12 protein-coding genes are annotated in these 16,526 nt (G+C 68.0%); 4 read left to right on the top strand and 8 right to left on the bottom strand.

Translation table 11 applies throughout. The features are described 5' to 3' along the window. Positions 1–46: 46 nt before the first annotated feature. Positions 47–1,993, top strand: coding sequence for a thioredoxin domain-containing protein (locus tag ABUA37_RS02535; protein WP_349897541.1), 1,947 nt, complete (start codon positions 47–49; stop codon positions 1,991–1,993). Here the strand turns inward: ABUA37_RS02535 and ABUA37_RS02530 are convergent. The 5 genes from ABUA37_RS02530 to ABUA37_RS02510 all read right to left on the bottom strand — a co-directional run bounded on the left by ABUA37_RS02530 (position 1,990) and on the right by ABUA37_RS02510 (position 9,553). After that, positions 1,990–2,862 carry a sulfurtransferase gene (locus ABUA37_RS02530; protein ID WP_349897540.1) on the bottom strand — a complete coding sequence of 291 codons (873 nt, stop codon included), beginning with the start codon at positions 2,860–2,862 and terminating at the stop codon, positions 1,990–1,992. The two genes, ABUA37_RS02535 and ABUA37_RS02530, sit on opposite strands and share 4 nt — an antisense overlap. A gap of 2 nt (positions 2,863–2,864) precedes the next feature. Next, the gene (locus tag ABUA37_RS02525) at positions 2,865–3,434 is read right to left on the bottom strand and encodes a CoA-binding protein (RefSeq protein WP_349897539.1); all 570 of its coding nucleotides are present in this window, start codon (positions 3,432–3,434) and stop codon (positions 2,865–2,867) included. Next, positions 3,434–4,756, bottom strand: coding sequence for an O-acetylhomoserine aminocarboxypropyltransferase/cysteine synthase family protein (locus tag ABUA37_RS02520; RefSeq protein ID WP_349897538.1), 1,323 nt, complete (start codon positions 4,754–4,756; stop codon positions 3,434–3,436). Before ABUA37_RS02520 ends, ABUA37_RS02525 begins: the two co-directional genes overlap by 1 nt. A gap of 68 nt (positions 4,757–4,824) precedes the next feature. Next, positions 4,825–7,719: a DUF2189 domain-containing protein gene (locus ABUA37_RS02515; RefSeq protein WP_349897537.1), complete on the bottom strand. Its 2,895-nt coding sequence runs from the start codon at positions 7,717–7,719 to the stop codon at positions 4,825–4,827. Between the two features lie 148 nt (positions 7,720–7,867). Continuing rightward, positions 7,868–9,553, bottom strand: a complete 1,686-nt coding sequence (locus ABUA37_RS02510; RefSeq protein ID WP_349897536.1) for a dolichyl-phosphate-mannose--protein mannosyltransferase — start codon at positions 9,551–9,553, stop codon at positions 7,868–7,870. 53 nt (positions 9,554–9,606) lie between these two features. Between ABUA37_RS02510 and rsmI the strand changes: the two genes are divergently transcribed. Continuing rightward, complete coding sequence (rsmI, locus tag ABUA37_RS02505; protein WP_349897535.1) at positions 9,607–10,425, top strand: 16S rRNA (cytidine(1402)-2'-O)-methyltransferase; 819 nt, start codon at positions 9,607–9,609, stop codon at positions 10,423–10,425. Here rsmI and ABUA37_RS02500 read toward each other — a convergent pair. The 3 genes from ABUA37_RS02500 to ABUA37_RS02490 form a co-directional block, all read right to left on the bottom strand. Continuing rightward, positions 10,422–11,576 (bottom strand): hypothetical protein, encoded by a 1,155-nt coding sequence (locus ABUA37_RS02500; RefSeq protein WP_349897534.1) that lies wholly within the window; start codon positions 11,574–11,576, stop codon positions 10,422–10,424. The genes rsmI and ABUA37_RS02500 overlap by 4 nt on opposite strands. A gap of 145 nt (positions 11,577–11,721) precedes the next feature. Beyond that, positions 11,722–12,996, bottom strand: coding sequence for an LCP family protein (locus ABUA37_RS02495; RefSeq protein ID WP_349897533.1), 1,275 nt, complete (start codon positions 12,994–12,996; stop codon positions 11,722–11,724). Positions 12,997–12,999: 3 nt separating this feature from the next. After that, on the bottom strand, positions 13,000–13,866 hold the full coding sequence (locus ABUA37_RS02490; RefSeq protein ID WP_349897532.1) for an aldo/keto reductase: 867 nt from the start codon (positions 13,864–13,866) through the stop codon (positions 13,000–13,002). Positions 13,867–13,977: 111 nt separating this feature from the next. On the opposite strand from ABUA37_RS02490, the gene metG reads away from it, so the two are divergent. Then, positions 13,978–15,561, top strand: a complete 1,584-nt coding sequence (gene metG, locus ABUA37_RS02485; protein ID WP_349897531.1) for a methionine--tRNA ligase — start codon at positions 13,978–13,980, stop codon at positions 15,559–15,561. A 13-nt stretch (positions 15,562–15,574) separates the two neighbouring features. Beyond that, positions 15,575–16,483 (top strand): TatD family hydrolase, encoded by a 909-nt coding sequence (locus ABUA37_RS02480; RefSeq protein WP_349897530.1) that lies wholly within the window; start codon positions 15,575–15,577, stop codon positions 16,481–16,483. Positions 16,484–16,526: the final 43 nt, after the last annotated feature.

The raw sequence follows: 16,526 nt of genomic DNA, 5'->3' as shown, positions 1-16,526 counted from the left end.
TGGGATCGCGCCCGCCCGCGTCGAACGGCGCGGGTAGCGTGGGAGCATGCCCAATCGCCTCGCGGATGCCGTCAGCCCATACCTTCGCTCGCACGCCGATAACCCGGTCGACTGGCGCCAGTGGGGCGCCGAGGCCTTCGAGGAGGCGGCTCGCCGCGACGTGCCCGTGCTCGTCTCGATCGGCTACTCGACCTGCCACTGGTGCCACGTGATGGCTCGCGAGAGCTTCAGCGACCCCGCGCTCGCGGCGTACCTGAACGAACACTTCGTGGCGGTCAAGGTGGACCGGGAGGAGCATCCGGATGTTGACTCGAGCTACCTCGCGGCCGCCGGCGCATTCACGGAGAACCTGGGTTGGCCGCTCAACGTGTTCGTTACACCGCGCGGTGGAGCGTTCTTTGCCGGGACGTACTGGCCGCCGGTGCCGCAGGGCGGGCATCCGACCTTTCGTCAGGTGCTCGAGGCCGTGATCGACGCATGGAAGGAGCGCCGCGACGCCGTGGAGGGTAACGCGGCCGAGCTGATGCAGGCTCTCGCCGAACAGGTCGCCCACGTCGGCAGCGAGCTTCCCGATGGGGATGCGTTGGCTCGCTCCGTGCGGCAACTGCTCGACCGCGAAGACGGCGTCTTCGGTGGTTTCGGCACGGCACCCAAGTTCCCTGTGGTGCCGGTGCTGCTGTTCCTGCTCGACCGCGGTTCGCTCGGTGACGGCGCGGCGCTCGACCTCGCCGAGCGCACCCTCGTGGCGATGGCGGGCTCCCCGCTGCGCGACCGGGACGGCGGCTTCTTCCGCTACGCGACCCGGCGGGACTGGTCCGAGCCCCACTACGAACGGATGCTCTACGACAACGCCCAGTTGCTGTCGGCCTACACTCGGCTGTCGCTGCTCTCGGCGTCTTCCCGCACGCTCGCCGGGGGGACGGCCACGGGCATCGCCGGCTTCCTCCTCGCGACCCTCCGCCTGCCCGGCGGCGCCTTCGCCTCCGCACAGGACAGCGAGAGCATCATCGACGGGGAACGCGTCGAAGGCCGCTACTACCTGCTCGATGCCGAGGCTCGTGCGACGCTCGCACCTCCCGCGCTCGACGACAAGGTGCTCACCGGATGGAACGGCCTCGCGATCGATGCACTCGTCGAGGCCGGTTCCGCGCTCGGTCGCGCCGACTGGGTGGATGCCGCGCGCGCCGCCGCCGACTACCTGCTCGCGCACCACCTCGTGTCGCCCGAGCCGGTCGCGGTCGATCCTGCCGCGTCCGACCCCGCCCACGTGAAGGAGTCGGGAGCGCTCATCCGCGCATCCGTCGCCGACAGACCCTCTGCCGCAAGCGCGACGCTCGAGGACTACGGGATGCTCGCGGGAGCACTCCTTCATGTGGGCGAAGTGACGGGGGAGGTGCGGTACGCGAGTGTGGGCCGCCGGCTCGTCGACGCGACGCTGGCTGATGCTGGGTCCGCTCGCGGCGGCACGCCGTTCGCGGTGCCCGGCGGCGCCGACCCCGTGCTCGTCGCGCAGGGGGTCGCGATCGAGGCCGACCCCTCCGAGGGTGCCTATCCCTCCGGGTCGAGTGCTATGGCATCCGCGGCTCATCGCCTGTACCTGCTCACGGCAGAGTCCCGATACCTGGATGCGGCCACCGCCGTCGCGCAGCAGCTTGCGCCGCTCGCGCTGCGCCAGCCGATCGCGTTCGGCGGCGCGCTCGGCCTTGCCTCGGCGCTCGCCGCGCCGACGAGCCAGTTGGTCGTCGTGGGCGATTCGGTTTCGCCGCTGGCATCCGTGGCCCGTCGCTGGTATCGCGGTGGCAGCGTCTCGGTGCAGGTGACGGATGCCGCTGCCGCGGAGTTCGCGGACGCCGGCTTCGAGCTGTTCGAGGCTCGCAGCGCGCTCGACTCGATGCCGACGGCCTACCTGTGCCGCGACTTCGTGTGCAGGCTGCCGCTCACGGCGCCGGCGGACCTGCTGGCTGCGCTCGAAGACGCTCAGCGACCGAGCTAGGCTCCGAGCACCAGCTCCAGCCGAGGGTCCGCTGCCCACTCGTTGAGCGAGCCGTCGTAGACGGCCACGTTGCGATGACCGAGGAGGGTGAGCGCGAGCGCATCCGCCGACGCGGTGATGCCGCCGGCGCAGTACGCGACTATCTTCTCTTCATCGAGCACGGCTGCGAACTTCTCGCGTAGCGCATCCTCGCCGAGCAGCGCGTTCGTGCTGCGGTCGACGAGGTACCCCGCCGGAATGCTGATGCTGCCGGGAATGTGCCCCGCGCGCGGGCGACTCGACACCTCACCGCTGAACTCCTTCGGCGCGATGCCGCAGACGAGCGCCGCGTTCTCCGTGCCGGCGGCCACGCTCTCGACGTAGGCGCGGTCGGCCCACAGTTCCGGCCTGGCCTTCGCGACGAAGTGCCCCTCCGGGATGTCGCGGTGGCCGATCTCGGTGTCGCGACCCTCCGCGAGCCACTTCGTGTAGCCACCGTCGAGCACGGCCACGCGGTCGTAGCCCCAGGAGCGGAACAGCCACCAGATGCGGGATGCCCACTGGCCGAGCGCGGAGTCGTAGACGACCACCGTCGTGTCGTTGTCGATACCCACCGAGGCCGCGGCGGCCTCGAAGCGCGCCTGATCCGGCTTGGTGAACGGGAACTGGCCATCCGGATCGGAGAACGTCTCGAGCAGGTCGGCAAACCGCGCGCCCGGGATGTGACCGGTGAGGATGAACTGTTCGTGCCCGCTGACATGGCCGTGGTGTGGTGCCGAGACCACGTGCACCGTCGCGTCGAGCACGACGAGCTTCTCGGAGCCGAGGTGGTCGGCGAGCCACTGGGTCGACACCACGGGGGACGTGATGAGGGGGGCGAGCGTCGTCATCGTCAGCGCGCGGTCTTGCGCGCGGAGATCACGCCCGTGTCGAAGCCGAGCAGGTACAGGCCGCCATTGAAGCGCGCGTGCTCGATCTTGATGCAGCGGTCCATGACCACGTTCAGGCCCTTGCTCTCACCGTAGATCGCGGCATCCTGGTTCCAGATGCCGAGCTGCACCCAGATGGTCGGCGCACCGATCGCCACGACGTCGTCGATCACCGAGGGAATGTCGCTGCCCTTGCGGAACACGTCGACGATGTCGGGCACCTCCGGCAGCGAGGCCAGGTCGGGGTAGGTCTTGTGACCGAGGATCTCCGAGGCATTCGGGTTGACGAAGTACACCCGGTAGTTGCTCGACTGCAGCAGGTAGGTGCCGACGAAGTAGCTCGCGCGAGCGGAGTTCGGGGACGCTCCGACGATGGCGACCGATTTCGCGCCCTGCAGGATCTTCAGGCGCTGCTTGGCGCTCGGCCCCACCCAGGTGCGCTGCGATCTGAGCAGCTTCGCGAGCGGCGAATCGGCCGGGAGCTCGCAGCTCAGTCCGTTGGCCAGTTGCGAGGTGACGGTTGCTGTACTCATCAGTTGCCTTCCGTGGCCGCGGCCAGCGCCTGGTCGAGGTCGTAGATGATGTCTTCCGGGTCTTCGATTCCCACGCTGATGCGCACGAGCCCCGGCAGCACTCCGGCGTCCACGAGCTGCTGTTCCGTGAGCTGGCCGTGGGTGGTCGACGCCGGATGAATCACGAGCGTCTTCGCATCGCCCACGTTGGCGAGGTGGCTGGCCAGGTTCACCGACTCGATGAAGATGCGCCCGGCATCACGACCGCCCTTGACTCCAAAGCTGAAGATCGAGCCCGGGCCCTTCGGCAGGTACCGCTTGGCGCGCTCGAAGTGTGCGTGAGACGGGAGACCGGCCCAGTTCACGAACTCGATGCGCGGGTCGGCCTCGAGCCACTCGGCGACGATGCGGGCGTTTGCGACGTGCGCGTCCATCCGGAACGGAAGGGTCTCGACGCCCTGTGCGAGCAGGAAGGCGGAGTGCGGCGCGAGCACGGGCCCGATGTCGCGCAACTGCTCGGCGCGCAGCCTGGTGAGGAAGGCGTATTCGCCGAAGTTGCCCGACCAGTTGAGGTTGCCGTAGGTGTGAACCGGCACGTCGAACAGCGGAAACTTGTCGCTGTGCCAGTTGAAGCGGCCCGACTCGACGACGACGCCGCCCATGGTCGTTCCGTGGCCGCCGAGAAACTTGGTGGCGGAGTGGACGACGATGTCGGCGCCCCACTCCATCGGGCGGTTGAGGTACGGGGTGGCGAACGTGGAGTCGATGATGAGCGGGATGCCCGCGGCATGCGCTACCTCGGCGAGCCCCTCGAGGTCGGCGATGTCGCCGGACGGGTTGGAGATCGACTCCGCGAAGATCAGCTTCGTCTTGTCGGTGATCGCCGCGGCGTAGTCAGCCGGGTCGGTGCCCGGCACGAAGGTCGTCTCCACACCGAAGCGGCGCAGCGTCACGTCGAGCTGGGTGACCGAACCGCCATACAGACCAGCGGATGCCACGATGTGGTCGCCCGCGCCGGCCAGGGAGGCGAAGGTGAGGTACTGTGCCGACAGTCCGCTCGAGGTCGCCACGGCTCCGAGTCCGCCCTCGAGGCTCGCGACGCGCTCCTCGAACGCGGCGACCGTCGGGTTTGCAACCCTGGAATAGATGTTGCCGTACTTTTGCAGTGCGAACCGGGCTTGGGCATCCGCGGTGTCGTCGAAGACGAAGGCGGTGGTCTGGTAGATCGGCAGGGCCCTGGAGCCCGTTACGGCGTCGGGAACGTTGCCTGCGTGGATGGAGCGGGTGCGAAAGCCCCACTCCCGGTCTGTGCGGTCTGCGCCGGTGCGGTCGGGATCTGCCATGCGTTCACGCTACCGGAGCGGCCCGCGCGGTCAACTTTGTTTCGCCACGGACGGTAACACGGCGGGGGTCACCGCTCGACGCTCTCCAGGACCTCCGCCGCGTTGTCGGGCTCGGCCTCGGGCTTGGTGGTGAGTCTGAGGTAGAGCCAGAGCGCGAGGGTGAGCACGGTGAAACAACCGAGCACGAACAGCCAGACGGGCAGGCTCTGGGCGATCTCCCGCGGAGCGATCGCCGTGGGCAGCACGAGGAACGCGAACGCCGTTGCGGTGACAAGGAAGAGCGACGCCCAGAGCCACTTGGAGTGCTCCCAGACGGCCTTGCCCTCGAAGAAGGTGAGCGGAAAGAGCCCGAGCAGCATGCCGGTGAGGCCCTCTGCCGTGACCGTCGCGAGCGCGTCCTGCACGAGACCGGTCCAGATCGTGCCCGTGCCGTCTCCGACCCCGAGCGCGATGAGCGAGTACCCCACCCACGCCAGCAGCGCGAGACCGACGATGACGCCGACCTGCACCGCCATCGACCGCGCGCGATGGCGGAGCGCTGCGCTCGCCGCGAGTTCGAGGCCGATCGCCAGCCCGATCAGGAAGCCGGGGGAAAAGCCGAGCAACCGGCCGATGACGACACCGATGATCGCGAAGATGAGCGCCGTCGGCTGGATCGAGATGTCGCTCGAGACGCCCCAACGCCTGCGGATGATCGCCCCGCTGATCTTCGGCGCAATGAAGTACACGACAACGAGTGCGAGCACGATCGACACGGTCAGCCGCAGCGAGACGAGGTCGAAGCCGTAGCTCGGGTCGGCGAAGCCGAAGATGATGCTCGAGAGCACGATCATGACGACGGATGACGCTGCCGAGCCCCTGGTGACCCGGTTCAGCCAGGCCGTCGCCCGTTCCGTTGCCGCGCCCGCCCGTGCGATCAGCGGACCGAAGCGGTCGAGATTAGAACTGACCGCGCTGTCGAGGATCTCGGTCGGTAGGGCGACGAGCAGCATGATGGCGAGCGCGAGTGCCGCCGCGATCGCAAGCACGCCCGGGTTCTCGAACAGTGCTGAGACGGTGGGCAGCGCATTGGTGAAGGAGCTCGGGGCGGTGATGGCGTCCCGACTCGGCGTGCGCGAGTGATGCTTGCTGGCCGTGGTGGACGCGCCGCCGGCATCGTCCGCGCCGGCGGCCGCGGAGGTGACAGCGACGGCATCCACGGGAACGATCGTGATCGCGGCCTGCTGCGGCGACGGTGCGTCGCCGATCGGAGTCACCGTGACGACGATGTGGTGATCGCCCGGCTCGACGTCGTCCGGGATGACGAGAGTCCTCGCGAAGGTGCCGTCGGCCTGCACAACCATGCTGCCGAGGGAGCGGGGCGTCGAGTGCAGTTCGAAGTTGACGCTGGCGCCGACGGGAAGTCCCGAACTGCTCACGGTCACGACATCGCCAGCGCGCAGTGGCGCGTCACCGCCGGAGACGTTGAGCACCCAGAAGAACAGCGTCGGGATGACCGGTGGGGTGACCGCCGTGCCGTGTTTCGGCGGAATCACGGGGTTCACCGGCGTGACGGGTGTACCGGGCGCCTCGGGGGTGACGGGCGTAGTAGGCGTGGTGGGGGTTACCGGAGTAGTAGGTGTGGTGGGCGTGGTCGGAGTACCCGGGAGATCGGCGACCGACACCTCGGCCGGTGCGCTCAGCGCGGAGACCGCGTTGTAGAGGTTGCTGTCGCCGTAGTTGCCGGACCCGGGGACGACGAGGCCCTGATCCAGTTCGGATGCCGTGTAGGAATGCGGGCCCGCGGTGGTCGAGATCGTGCAGCTCCACGCTCCCGCAACGACAGTCGCCTGGCAGACCTCGGCTCCGTTCTCGAAGACGCTGACGATGTCGCCCGTCGTGCCGCTGCCCGACAGGGTCACGCTCTGGGGCGCGCTGGACTGCGCCGTGACGGTGGGTGCCGCGGGCACTCGGAAGTAGTCATCCTGGTAGAGCGACTGCTCGCCGCCGACCGCCTGCCAGCTGAACACATTCCAGACTCCGGGGGCGAGGTCGCTGAGCGTGCACACCTGTGTGGTCGAGAGCTCCGCGGTCGCGAAGGCGGTGCCTTCGTCACCGCCGTTCCGCGAACAGCCCGGGTAGGGCGTAAAGGTATTGGTATTGCCCTCGCCGGCGCCCACGTTCACCACATAGATCTCGATGTGGGTGCCCTCGCCGTGGGGATCCCCGGTGCCCGTGATGGCGACCGCGGCCGGGCTGAACTCGTAGCCCATCGTGGGCGGGTTCGGCGCCACCGTTGGTGGCGGATCAGATCCGGACTCAGAGCCGTCGTCGACGGTCATCGGAACGAGCGCACCATCCTGGGTATAGAAGGTGTCGGATGGCGAGCCGGGCGTCGATGCCTCGACCAGGACGCCGGTCGTGGCAGCGGGCACCGGGTTGCTCGGTGTGCAACTCCACTGGCCGCTGTCTGGCACCACGGTCACGGTGCACAGGGTCTGGTTCGAGTCGGTGATCACCCTGATGCTGCCGCGAGCGGGCCCGCTGCCCTCGAAGGTGGTGTTCGGCTGGATGACCGCGCCGCTCGCCGGTGACGTGAGCGTGGGCCCATTCGGGCCGTAGACGGTGATGGTCGCGCTGGTGACCGAGGCGTGGCCATCGGTGGCGGTGAAGGTGGTGCTGCCGAAGGCGACATCCGGACCACTGGGGCACGACCACGTGCCGTAGTAGTCCACGGCCACGACGCAGTAGTCCGCAACGCCGGTATCGGGATTGCTCGACTTTACGGTGACCGTCGTGCCGTGCTCAGCGGTGCCGTGAATCGGCGGCTGACTTGCATTGTGCAGGCTCGAGTTGGTTGCACCACTCGAGTCGAACGGCGCGAGCGTGAAGTCGTCGGCGTGAGCCGCCTCCGCTCCACCGAAGACGAACAGCGAAACGAGTGCGAGGGTGGCAACGGCGCCACCGGTCTTGCCAATGCGCATGGCAGCAGTCCAGGGGAGGGTAAGGGCAAGAACCGGATGGGGAGTCCGACTGCTGCAGAATTCGGGTAGTGCATCGGGTAAGAATGCGCTCGAATGCTACTCCCGCTCGCACCGTTTTGTCACGGTGCTCACTTTTGCCCCGTGTCGCTCAGATCCAGCTGCGCAGCCAGTAGTGCAGATCCAGGAACCAGGTCGGCTCCTGCACCGCCGTCCACATCGGATACCAGAAGGCGCTGAGCAGCGCAGCGAAGCCCAGAAAGATCACCACGAGTCGGATGCCGCTGAGCCGTCGCCACCGCGGATCGTGCCGCGAACCGAGAATGAGCCCGAGCACCATGGTGAGGCCGAGGATCAGATAGGGCTCGAACGCGATCGTGTAGAACTGGAAGACCGTGCGGTTCAGGTACAGCAGCCACGGCAGGTAGCCGGCGGCGACCCCCGCGAGTACGAGACCGGCCCGCCACTCCCGAAAGCGGATGAGCCGGTAGAGCAGGTAGACCGCCGCGGCGACGGCCGCCCACCAGATGAGCGGGTTCGCGATGTCGGTGATCGCCTCGCCACAGCGGCTTGCCGTGCAGCCCTTCTCGCCGAGGTTAGAGGCGACGTAATACATGCTCGTCGGCCGGAGCATCAGCAACCAGCCGAGCGGGTTCGCCGCGTAGGGGTGCGCCGCATGCAGCCCAACATTGAAGTCGTACGCCATCACCTGGTAGTGCCAGAAGCTCTGCAGGGAGTGCGGGATCCAGGCGAAGGGCCCGGTGAGCGCGTTACCAGGAGTGTCGGCCCAGTGCCGGCCGTAACCGCCGTTCGTCACGAACCAGCCGGTCCAGCTCGCCAGATAGGTCGCGAGCGCGATCGGCACCGTCAGCAGGAAGCTCGCCGGACCCTGCTTGAAGACCGTGCCGCTCGCCCACAGTGTGACGCCCGCGCGGCGCCTGGCCACCGCGTCCACCACGAGCGTGTACACCGCGAATCCGGCGAGAAAGTAGAGGCCGTTCCACTTGACGGCGGAGGCGAGACCAAAGAGGAACCCCGCGCTGATGAGCCAGGGGCGCCACCACAGCGCAGGACCCCAATCGGTATGCAGGCCCCGCTCGCTGCGCTGCGCCATCCACAGCGCGAGCCGCCCGGCGCTCTGCCGCCGGTCTTTCAGGATCGCCCAGAAGCCGAGCAGCGCGAACAGCATGAGGAAGTTGTCGAGCAGGCTCACCCGCGACATCACGATCGCGTGACCGTCGATCGCCATCAGGCCGCCCGCAATCGTGGCGAGCAGCGTGGACTTCAGCAGTTCGCGCGCGATCATCGCGACCACGAACACAGCGATGATGCCCACGATCGCCGTGCTGATGCGCCATCCCACGCTGTTGTCGCCGCCGAATGCGGCCATGCCGAGCCCGATCAGCCACTTGCCGACCGGCGGATGCACAACATAGCCGCCCACGGACGTGAAGATGTCGACGTGCCCGGCCACGAAGTTCGGGTCGGGGTTGGCGGGCCAACTGCCCTCGTAGCCGAGGTGGATGAGGCTCCACGCATCCTTCACATAGAAGGTCTCGTCGAACACGAGCGCCTTCGGATGCCCCAGATGCCACAGCCTCAGCACCGCGGCGAGCAGCGTGACCGCGAGCGGACCGCCCCAGTACCAGAGGCGGAATGCGCCGGGGCGAGCGAGCACGCGGCCCCACCACCGGTCGATGCGGAGTAGCGGTGCGCTGGTCGAGCCGTTTTCGCCGGTCGAGCCTGTCGAGACCCCGCCGCGCGCCGGTTCCCCCGCGGCGATCCCCGATGCCGCGCCCGTGACAACCGTGTCGAAGTCGTCCGGGGCGCTGGTCACAGAGGCAATGCTAACCAGCACGACCGCGAACAGGGGGATGGGAGGATGGAACCGTGATCATCCTCGCCGCGACTCCGATCGGCAATCTCGGCGACGCATCCGCCCGGCTGATTGAAGCGCTCGGTTCTGCGACGGTGATCGCGTCCGAGGACACCCGCGTCACCATCCACCTCATGCGGGCGCTCGGCATCGAGAACCGGCCCAGGCTGATTCCGCTGCACGAGCACAACGAGGTGGCGAAGTCGGCCGAACTCGTCGAGCTGGCGCGCGAGACGGATGTGCTCGTGCTGACCGACGCGGGCATGCCGGCCATCAGCGACCCGGGCTTCTCTCTCGTGAGCGCCGCCGCTGCCGCCGGGGTGCGGGTGACCGCGCTGCCGGGCCCCTCCGCCGTGCTCACCGCGCTCGCCGTGTCGGGGCTCGCGACCGACCGCTTCTGCTTCGAGGGTTTCCTGCCGCGCAAGGGCGGTGACCGTCGCAAGGCGCTCGGGAGCCTCGCGCGCGAGGAGCGCACGATGGTCTTCTTCGAGTCCCCGAACCGGCTGGCCGACAGCCTTGCGGATGTCGCTGCCGCGTTCGGCGCTGACCGCAGGGTCGTCGTCGTGCGCGAGCTGACCAAGCTCTTCGAGGAGGTCAAGCGCGGCACCGCGGCCGAGCTCGCGGAGTGGGCCGCCCCGGGTGTGAAGGGTGAAATCTGCATTGTGGTCGAGGGCGCCGCTGCTCGTGAGATCGACCTGGGCACCGGGGTGGCGCAGGTGCTGAAACTCGTGGCCGATGGCATCCGACTGAAGGATGCCTCTGTCGAGGTCGCAGAGGCGACCGGGCTTGGCCGCCGTGAACTCTACGAGGGCGCGCTCGCCGCTCGAGGCTAGCCTGCCGCGGGCGTGCTGATGCCCTGTCGATAGCCGCTCGGCGAGGAGCTGGCCCAGTCGCGTCCGTTCCAGGAGACGCTGTACTCGCCGATACCGACCGCTATCCCGCGTGCGACGAAGTCGGAGGCCGTGCTGCAGTGGACCGCGCCCTTGCCGTTCTGATCGAGCAGCAGGCAGATCCCGCCAGCGCGGTCTTCGGCGACCCACGCCCTCACGAGTTCCCGATCTCCGCCGAGGTATCGCACGGTTGATTCCCGCAGGCCGCTCAGCAGCGCGGGGTGTGGGTAGGTCACCTGCTCGCTCGCCGCTGCCGCGAAGAGTGTGCGGGCGGAATCGAGATCGCCCAGGGGCAGGTTGGTGTCCCTCCCGACGACGGGCACGGTCTCCTGACTCGCCGACGGTCCCGCCGCCCCCGGCCCCGAGGTCGACGGCACCTCCGAAGTGGAGACGCCGTCCCACGACACCTCGAATCCGTTGAAACCGAGCGTGATTCCGCGCTTGACGAACTCCCTCGCCGTCACGCACTGCGAGGCGAAGACGCCGTCGGGAACACCGGCGATGAGACAGATGTCGTTGCTGGCGTTCGTGGCACCCCACACCGTGATGTGGAGGTCGTTGAAGTGATCGTCGCCGACCTGGATGACGGATTCCAGGCCCTGCCCGTCGACGAAGCCGGGGTCGGGGAAAGCGGTGGCGCTGCTCGCCGCGGCGAGTTGGGCCCTGGCGGCATCCAGATTGCCTCGCAACGGCTGTGACCCGTTCACGGCATCGGATGCCGTGGCGGGGGCGCGCGGAGCGGCTGCCGGCCCGAGCGCTCCGCCCGCAATCGCGCCGACGACGAGCGAGACGATCACGATCGGCAGTACCCACACGAGTGGGATGCTGCGTCGCGCGCGCGGCGCCGCGACCTCGTCGGCGGACGCGACCGGGTCTTCCGTGGGCGCTGGCTCGACCTCCGGCTCAACCGCCGTCTCGACCGCCGTCTCAACCGCGGACTCGCTCTTGTCGGCGCGCTCCGCTTCGGTCGCCCTGCGCGCGAGTTCACGCGTCGCGGCCGCTCGCGCCTCCTCGGTGCTGGACGGTCCGAACGCGATGCGCCGCAACTCCTCTGCACTACTGTTCGCAGCGCCCTGCGGGAAGTCGAGCGGCATGGGTAGAGCCTAACTTCGGCGGCTGGACTGTCCCACCGCGAGCCGCTCGGTCGCCCGCTGGCGTTCGTCCGGGGTGCTCGCCTTGCTTCATACGGGAGCAACCAGCATCGCTCGGACAGGATCTCCTGTTGCGCTGCTGCCTAGGTCAACGCCCCTGACCCTTCGCGCAGGTCTGATCGGCAGCGGTCTGCCCGGTCACGCTCGGCGGAAGCACCACGGCATCCTGAGTCGGGGCCGTGGTGGGCGCCGCTGTCGCCGAGCCGGATGCGGTGGGCGGCGTCGTGGGAGTGGTGGGCACGAGCACCGTGCCCCCGCCGGTTGTTCCGCTCAGCGCGACCGGTTGGTCGGCGGCGAGCGCGGCCTTGAGTGCGGTGGCTGCGGAGATTTGCGGCACGACCCGGTTCGGATTACTGGGGTCGGCCACGCTGGGGAACTGCAGGAAGACCATGTGGTCGAGTCCGACGTTCTTGAGCGCCAGGGCGATTTCCACGAGGGTCGTCGGGTTCGTCAGCGTGTCTGACATCGTCACGTTGTGCACGGCGGCATTGGCGAGCGAATAGAGCTCGAGCGGATTGCTGAGCACTCCGGCGCTCGTGACCTTGCGCGCGAGTGCCGACATGAACAGTTGCTGGTTGCTGATGCGGGCAAGGTCGCTTCCGCCGACCAGGCCGTGCCGGGTGCGCAGAAACGACAGCGCGTCCGCACCCACGAGCGTGGCCTCCCCAGCGGGCAGGTGAACGGGCGGGATCACCATCCTGTCGTTGATGGGGCTCGCAATGCACACGCTGACGCCGCCCACGGCATCCGACATGGCGATCACACCGTCGAGGGTGATCTTTGCAGCGAAGGGGATGTCGATGCCCAACAGCTTCTCGATGGTCAGCACCACGCAGGGCAGGTCGCCGCGGGGGAGGGTCGAGTTGAGCATGGCCCGCGACTCGGAAGGGTACGAGCCGCCGCCGGCGCGCGGACACGACGGCACCGGAACGAGCAGGTCACGCGGAAAGCTGATCACGGTGACGCTCTTGTGGTCGGCGGCGATGTGAATGAGCATCGTCACGTCGTTGTTGCCGACGCCGGAGCTGCCCCGCAACTCATCCTTGGTCGCGAACGAACCGCCCTGGCCGGAGCGCGTATCCGTACCGGTGAGCAACATATTGACGCCACCCTCGATCGCACCGATGTTGGTGACGTCGACCTTCGGCTTGCCGGCAAGGTGAGAGAGGTGGATGCCCGGCTTCACACTGCTGGCGAGGTTCCAGACCGCGAACCCCGCGATCGATGCGGTCGAGACGACGGCGACGGCAACAACCACTGCGAGGATGCGCGCGAGGGTGCCGACGGGCCCGCGAACCTTCTGCTGCCCGTGCCGCACGGGCGCGGGCGATGCGGATCGCTTGCCCCGGGTTCCTGCGGCCATGCTCTAGGCCCCTTCGCCGTTGAAGCCGGCGAGTTGTTCCGCCGTGAGCACGAGTTCGGCCGCCGCGGCCGAGTCTCGGATGCTCTCCGGTCGCGTCGATCCGGGGATGGGGATGACGACGTGCTCGAGAGCCAGCTCCCAGGCCAGCGCGAGCCGCTGTGGGCTGATGCCCAGCTCATCCGAGACCTCGGTGAACGCGGGCTGCGAAGCGAATACTTCCGCCCCCTTGCCGATGCCACCGAGCGGGCTCCACGGCAGGAAGGCAATCTCGTGGTGCGCGCAATATTCGAGTTCGGGCATGGAGTCGCGGTAGACGGGGGAGAAGCGGTTCTGTACCGAGGCCAGCCTCCCGTCGAGCACCTCGTTCGCCAGGGTGATCTGCTCGACGCTCGCGTTCGAAATGCCTGCCATCCGGATGACGCCGTCGTCGAGCAGGGCGGCGAGCGCCTCGATCGACTCGCGATACTCGACCGCGGGGTCTGGCCGGTGGAACTGGTACAGCCCGATCGAGTCGACCCCGAGCCGTTCGCGAGACTCCTCGGCCGCGCGCTTCAGGTGCTCGGGGGAGCCGTCGCGGTCCCACGGACTGACGTCGCGATGGATCAGGCCGCCCTTGGTGGCGATGAGCACAGCCGAGCTGTCGCCGGGGTATGCGGCGAGCGCCTCGGCGATGAGCAGCTCGTTGTGTCCCTGGCCGTCGGCATCGAGCGTGTAGGCATCCGCCGTGTCGATGAGGGTGATTCCCGCGTCGAGCGCGGCGTGCACCGTGGCGATGGCTCGATCCCGGTCGGGCCTGCCCTGCACCGACAGCGGCATCCCGCCGAGTCCGATGGCGCTGACCGTCACGTCTCCGATGCGGCGAAATCTCATTACCGCAGCTTAACCGGACCTTCTGCGAGAAAACCGAGACGGCATGCCGCTCGACCCCGTCTCGGCGTCACGCAGCGGGGCGCCCGGTATCCGCCAATTAGGATGTTCAGCATGGCCGCGCGTAACTCCTTCTATATTGCGACCCCCATCTTCTACGTGAACGACGTGCCGCACATCGGCCACGCGTACACCGAAGTTGCGGCGGACGTGCTCGCTCGCTGGCATCGCCAGAGCGGCGACGACACCTGGCTGCTCACGGGCACCGACGAGCACGGCCAGAAGATCCTGCGCACAGCAGTCGCGAACGACACGACCCCGAAGGCCTGGGCCGACAAGCTGGTGGCGGATGCCTGGCAGCCTCTGCTTGCGACCATCAACATCCGCAATGACGACTTCATTCGCACGACCGACGAGCGCCACGAGAGCGCCGTTGTGCTGTTCCTGCAGAAGCTCTACGACGACGGATTCATCTACTCGGGCGAGTACGAGGGCTACTACTGCGTCGGCTGCGAGGAGTACAAGCAACTCGACGATCTGCTCGAGACCAAGGACGGCGACTACGTGGGGCAGCTGGTCTGCAAGATCCACTCGATTCCTGTGGAAATTCTCAAGGAGCGCAATTACTTCTTCAGGATGAGCCAGTTTGAGCAGCAGCTGCTCGACCTCTATGAGAAGCGGCCGGACTTCGTGCAGCCGGAGAGCGTGCGCAACGAGATCATCCAGTTCGTCAAGGGTGGCCTCGACGACCTCTCGATCTCCCGCTCGAGCTTCGACTGGGGCATCAAGCTGCCCTGGGACGACAGCCACGTGCTGTACGTCTGGTTCGACGCTCTGCTCAACTACATCACCGCGATCGGCTACGGCACCGACCAGGAGAACTTCGACCGTCGCTGGCCGGCCACCCAGCTGGTGGGTAAGGACATCGCGCGCTTCCACGCCGTGATCTGGCCCGCGATGCTGATGGCCGCGGGCCTCGAGCCTCCCAAGCAGGTCTTCGGTCACGGCTGGCTGCTCGTCGGCGGCGAGAAGATGTCCAAGTCCAAGCTCACCGGCATCGCGCCGCAGCAGATCACCGACACCTTCGGGGCGGATGCGTTCCGCTACTACTTCCTGAGCGCCATCCACTTCGGGCAGGACGGCTCGTTCAGCTGGGAGGACCTCGCGGCCCGCTACCAGGCAGAACTCGCCAACGGTTTCGGAAACCTCGCCTCGCGCGTCATCGCCATGGTGAATCGCTACTACGACGGCGTCATCCCGGCCCCGGCCGAATACCTGGATGTCGACGTCAAGATCCAGAGCACCCTCGCGATCGCCTACATCCAGGCGGATGCCGCCATGAAGCGCCTCGCGATCGACGAGGCCATTGCCGCGGTCTGGACCGTCGTCGACGAGCTCAACGGCTACATCACGACGCAGGAGCCGTGGGTGCTGGCGAAGTCGGACGAGACTCGCGCGAGGCTCGGCACGGTGCTGTACACCGCATCCGAGGGTCTTCGGGCGCTCGCCGTGCTGCTGTCGCCGGTCATTCCGGAGGCCACCGCCAAGCTGTGGGACGCGCTCGGCACCGCAGGTTCACTCGGGTCGCTCGAGGAGCAGCTGATCTCGGACTCGTCCCGCTGGGGCCAGCTGCCCGTGGGCAGCCGGGTCAGCGTGCTCGAGGCGCTCTTCCCGCGAATCGAGACCCAGGAAGCGTGACGGGGCGCACACGATGAGTGAACGCGACACGAGCTACCCGCCTCTGCCCGAGGCGCTGGTCGTGCCGGTCTACGACAACCACACCCATCTCAATCCCAGCGACTGGCCGGACTCGCTCGACTACCTCGAGCTTCTCGATCGGGCCAGCAGCGTCGGCGTTCGCGGCGTGGTGCAGGTAGGCGACGACCTGGAGTCCTCGCGCTGGTCGGCCGAAATGGCGGCACGAGAGCCGCGGATGCTCGCGGCCGTGGCCATCCACCCGAACGAGGCGCCGCGGTATGAGGCGGCGGGCGAACTGGATGCCGCGCTCGCCGAGATCGACGACCTCGCCACGCGCCCGAGGGTTCGGGCGATCGGCGAGACCGGGCTCGACTTCTTCCGCACCGACGAGTCGGGCAGGGCGGCACAGTTTCGCTCCTTCGAGGCGCACATCGAGATCGCCAAGCGCCACGACCTCGCCCTGCAGATCCACGATCGCGACGCGCACGACGACGTGCTCGCCACCCTTCGCCGGGTCGGCGCCCCCGAGCGCACGGTGTTCCACTGCTTCTCCGGCGACGCGGAACTCGCGAAGATCTGTGCCGATAACGGCTGGTATCTGTCCTTCTCCGGCACGGTGACGTTCAAGAACGCGGCGTACCTGCGCGAGGCGCTTGAGGTCGTTCCGCGCGCCCAGATCCTGGTCGAGACGGATGCGCCCTACCTCACGCCGACGCCGTTCCGCGGGCGCCGCAATTCCTCCTACCTCATACCGCACACTCTGCGCGCGATGGCCGACCACCTCGGAACCGAGGTCTCGATGCTCGCGGCGCAGATCTCCTCGAACACCGAGCTGGTCTACGGAAGCTGGAACGCCGAGGCCGTGACGCAGGATGCGGGCTCGCCCTACGACGAGGCCATTGATCCGGCCGACCTCGCCTGATGCATCACCTTTCGTTCCCTGAGCTTGTCGAAGGGGAGAGCGC

Source organism: Parafrigoribacterium soli (assembly GCF_040227235.1).
GTDB classification, from domain to species: domain Bacteria; phylum Actinomycetota; class Actinomycetes; order Actinomycetales; family Microbacteriaceae; genus Parafrigoribacterium_A; species Parafrigoribacterium_A soli.
Note: the sequence above shows the minus strand (reverse complement) of the source record. Positions and strands in the feature narration are given on the sequence as shown.

Coding starts and splice junctions, on each gene's coding strand:
- ABUA37_RS02530 (WP_349897540.1), bottom strand. CDS start 2,862: ATGACGACGCTCGCCCCCCTCATCACGTCCCCCGTGGTGTCGACCCAG.
- ABUA37_RS02535 (WP_349897541.1), top strand. CDS start 47: ATGCCCAATCGCCTCGCGGATGCCGTCAGCCCATACCTTCGCTCGCAC.
- ABUA37_RS02520 (WP_349897538.1), bottom strand. CDS start 4,756: ATGGCAGATCCCGACCGCACCGGCGCAGACCGCACAGACCGGGAGTGG.
- ABUA37_RS02515 (WP_349897537.1), bottom strand. CDS start 7,719: ATGCGCATTGGCAAGACCGGTGGCGCCGTTGCCACCCTCGCACTCGTT.
- ABUA37_RS02525 (WP_349897539.1), bottom strand. CDS start 3,434: ATGAGTACAGCAACCGTCACCTCGCAACTGGCCAACGGACTGAGCTGC.
- metG (WP_349897531.1), top strand. CDS start 13,978: ATGGCCGCGCGTAACTCCTTCTATATTGCGACCCCCATCTTCTACGTG.
- ABUA37_RS02490 (WP_349897532.1), bottom strand. CDS start 13,866: ATGAGATTTCGCCGCATCGGAGACGTGACGGTCAGCGCCATCGGACTC.
- ABUA37_RS02495 (WP_349897533.1), bottom strand. CDS start 12,996: ATGGCCGCAGGAACCCGGGGCAAGCGATCCGCATCGCCCGCGCCCGTG.
- ABUA37_RS02480 (WP_349897530.1), top strand. CDS start 15,575: ATGAGTGAACGCGACACGAGCTACCCGCCTCTGCCCGAGGCGCTGGTC.
- ABUA37_RS02500 (WP_349897534.1), bottom strand. CDS start 11,576: ATGCCGCTCGACTTCCCGCAGGGCGCTGCGAACAGTAGTGCAGAGGAG.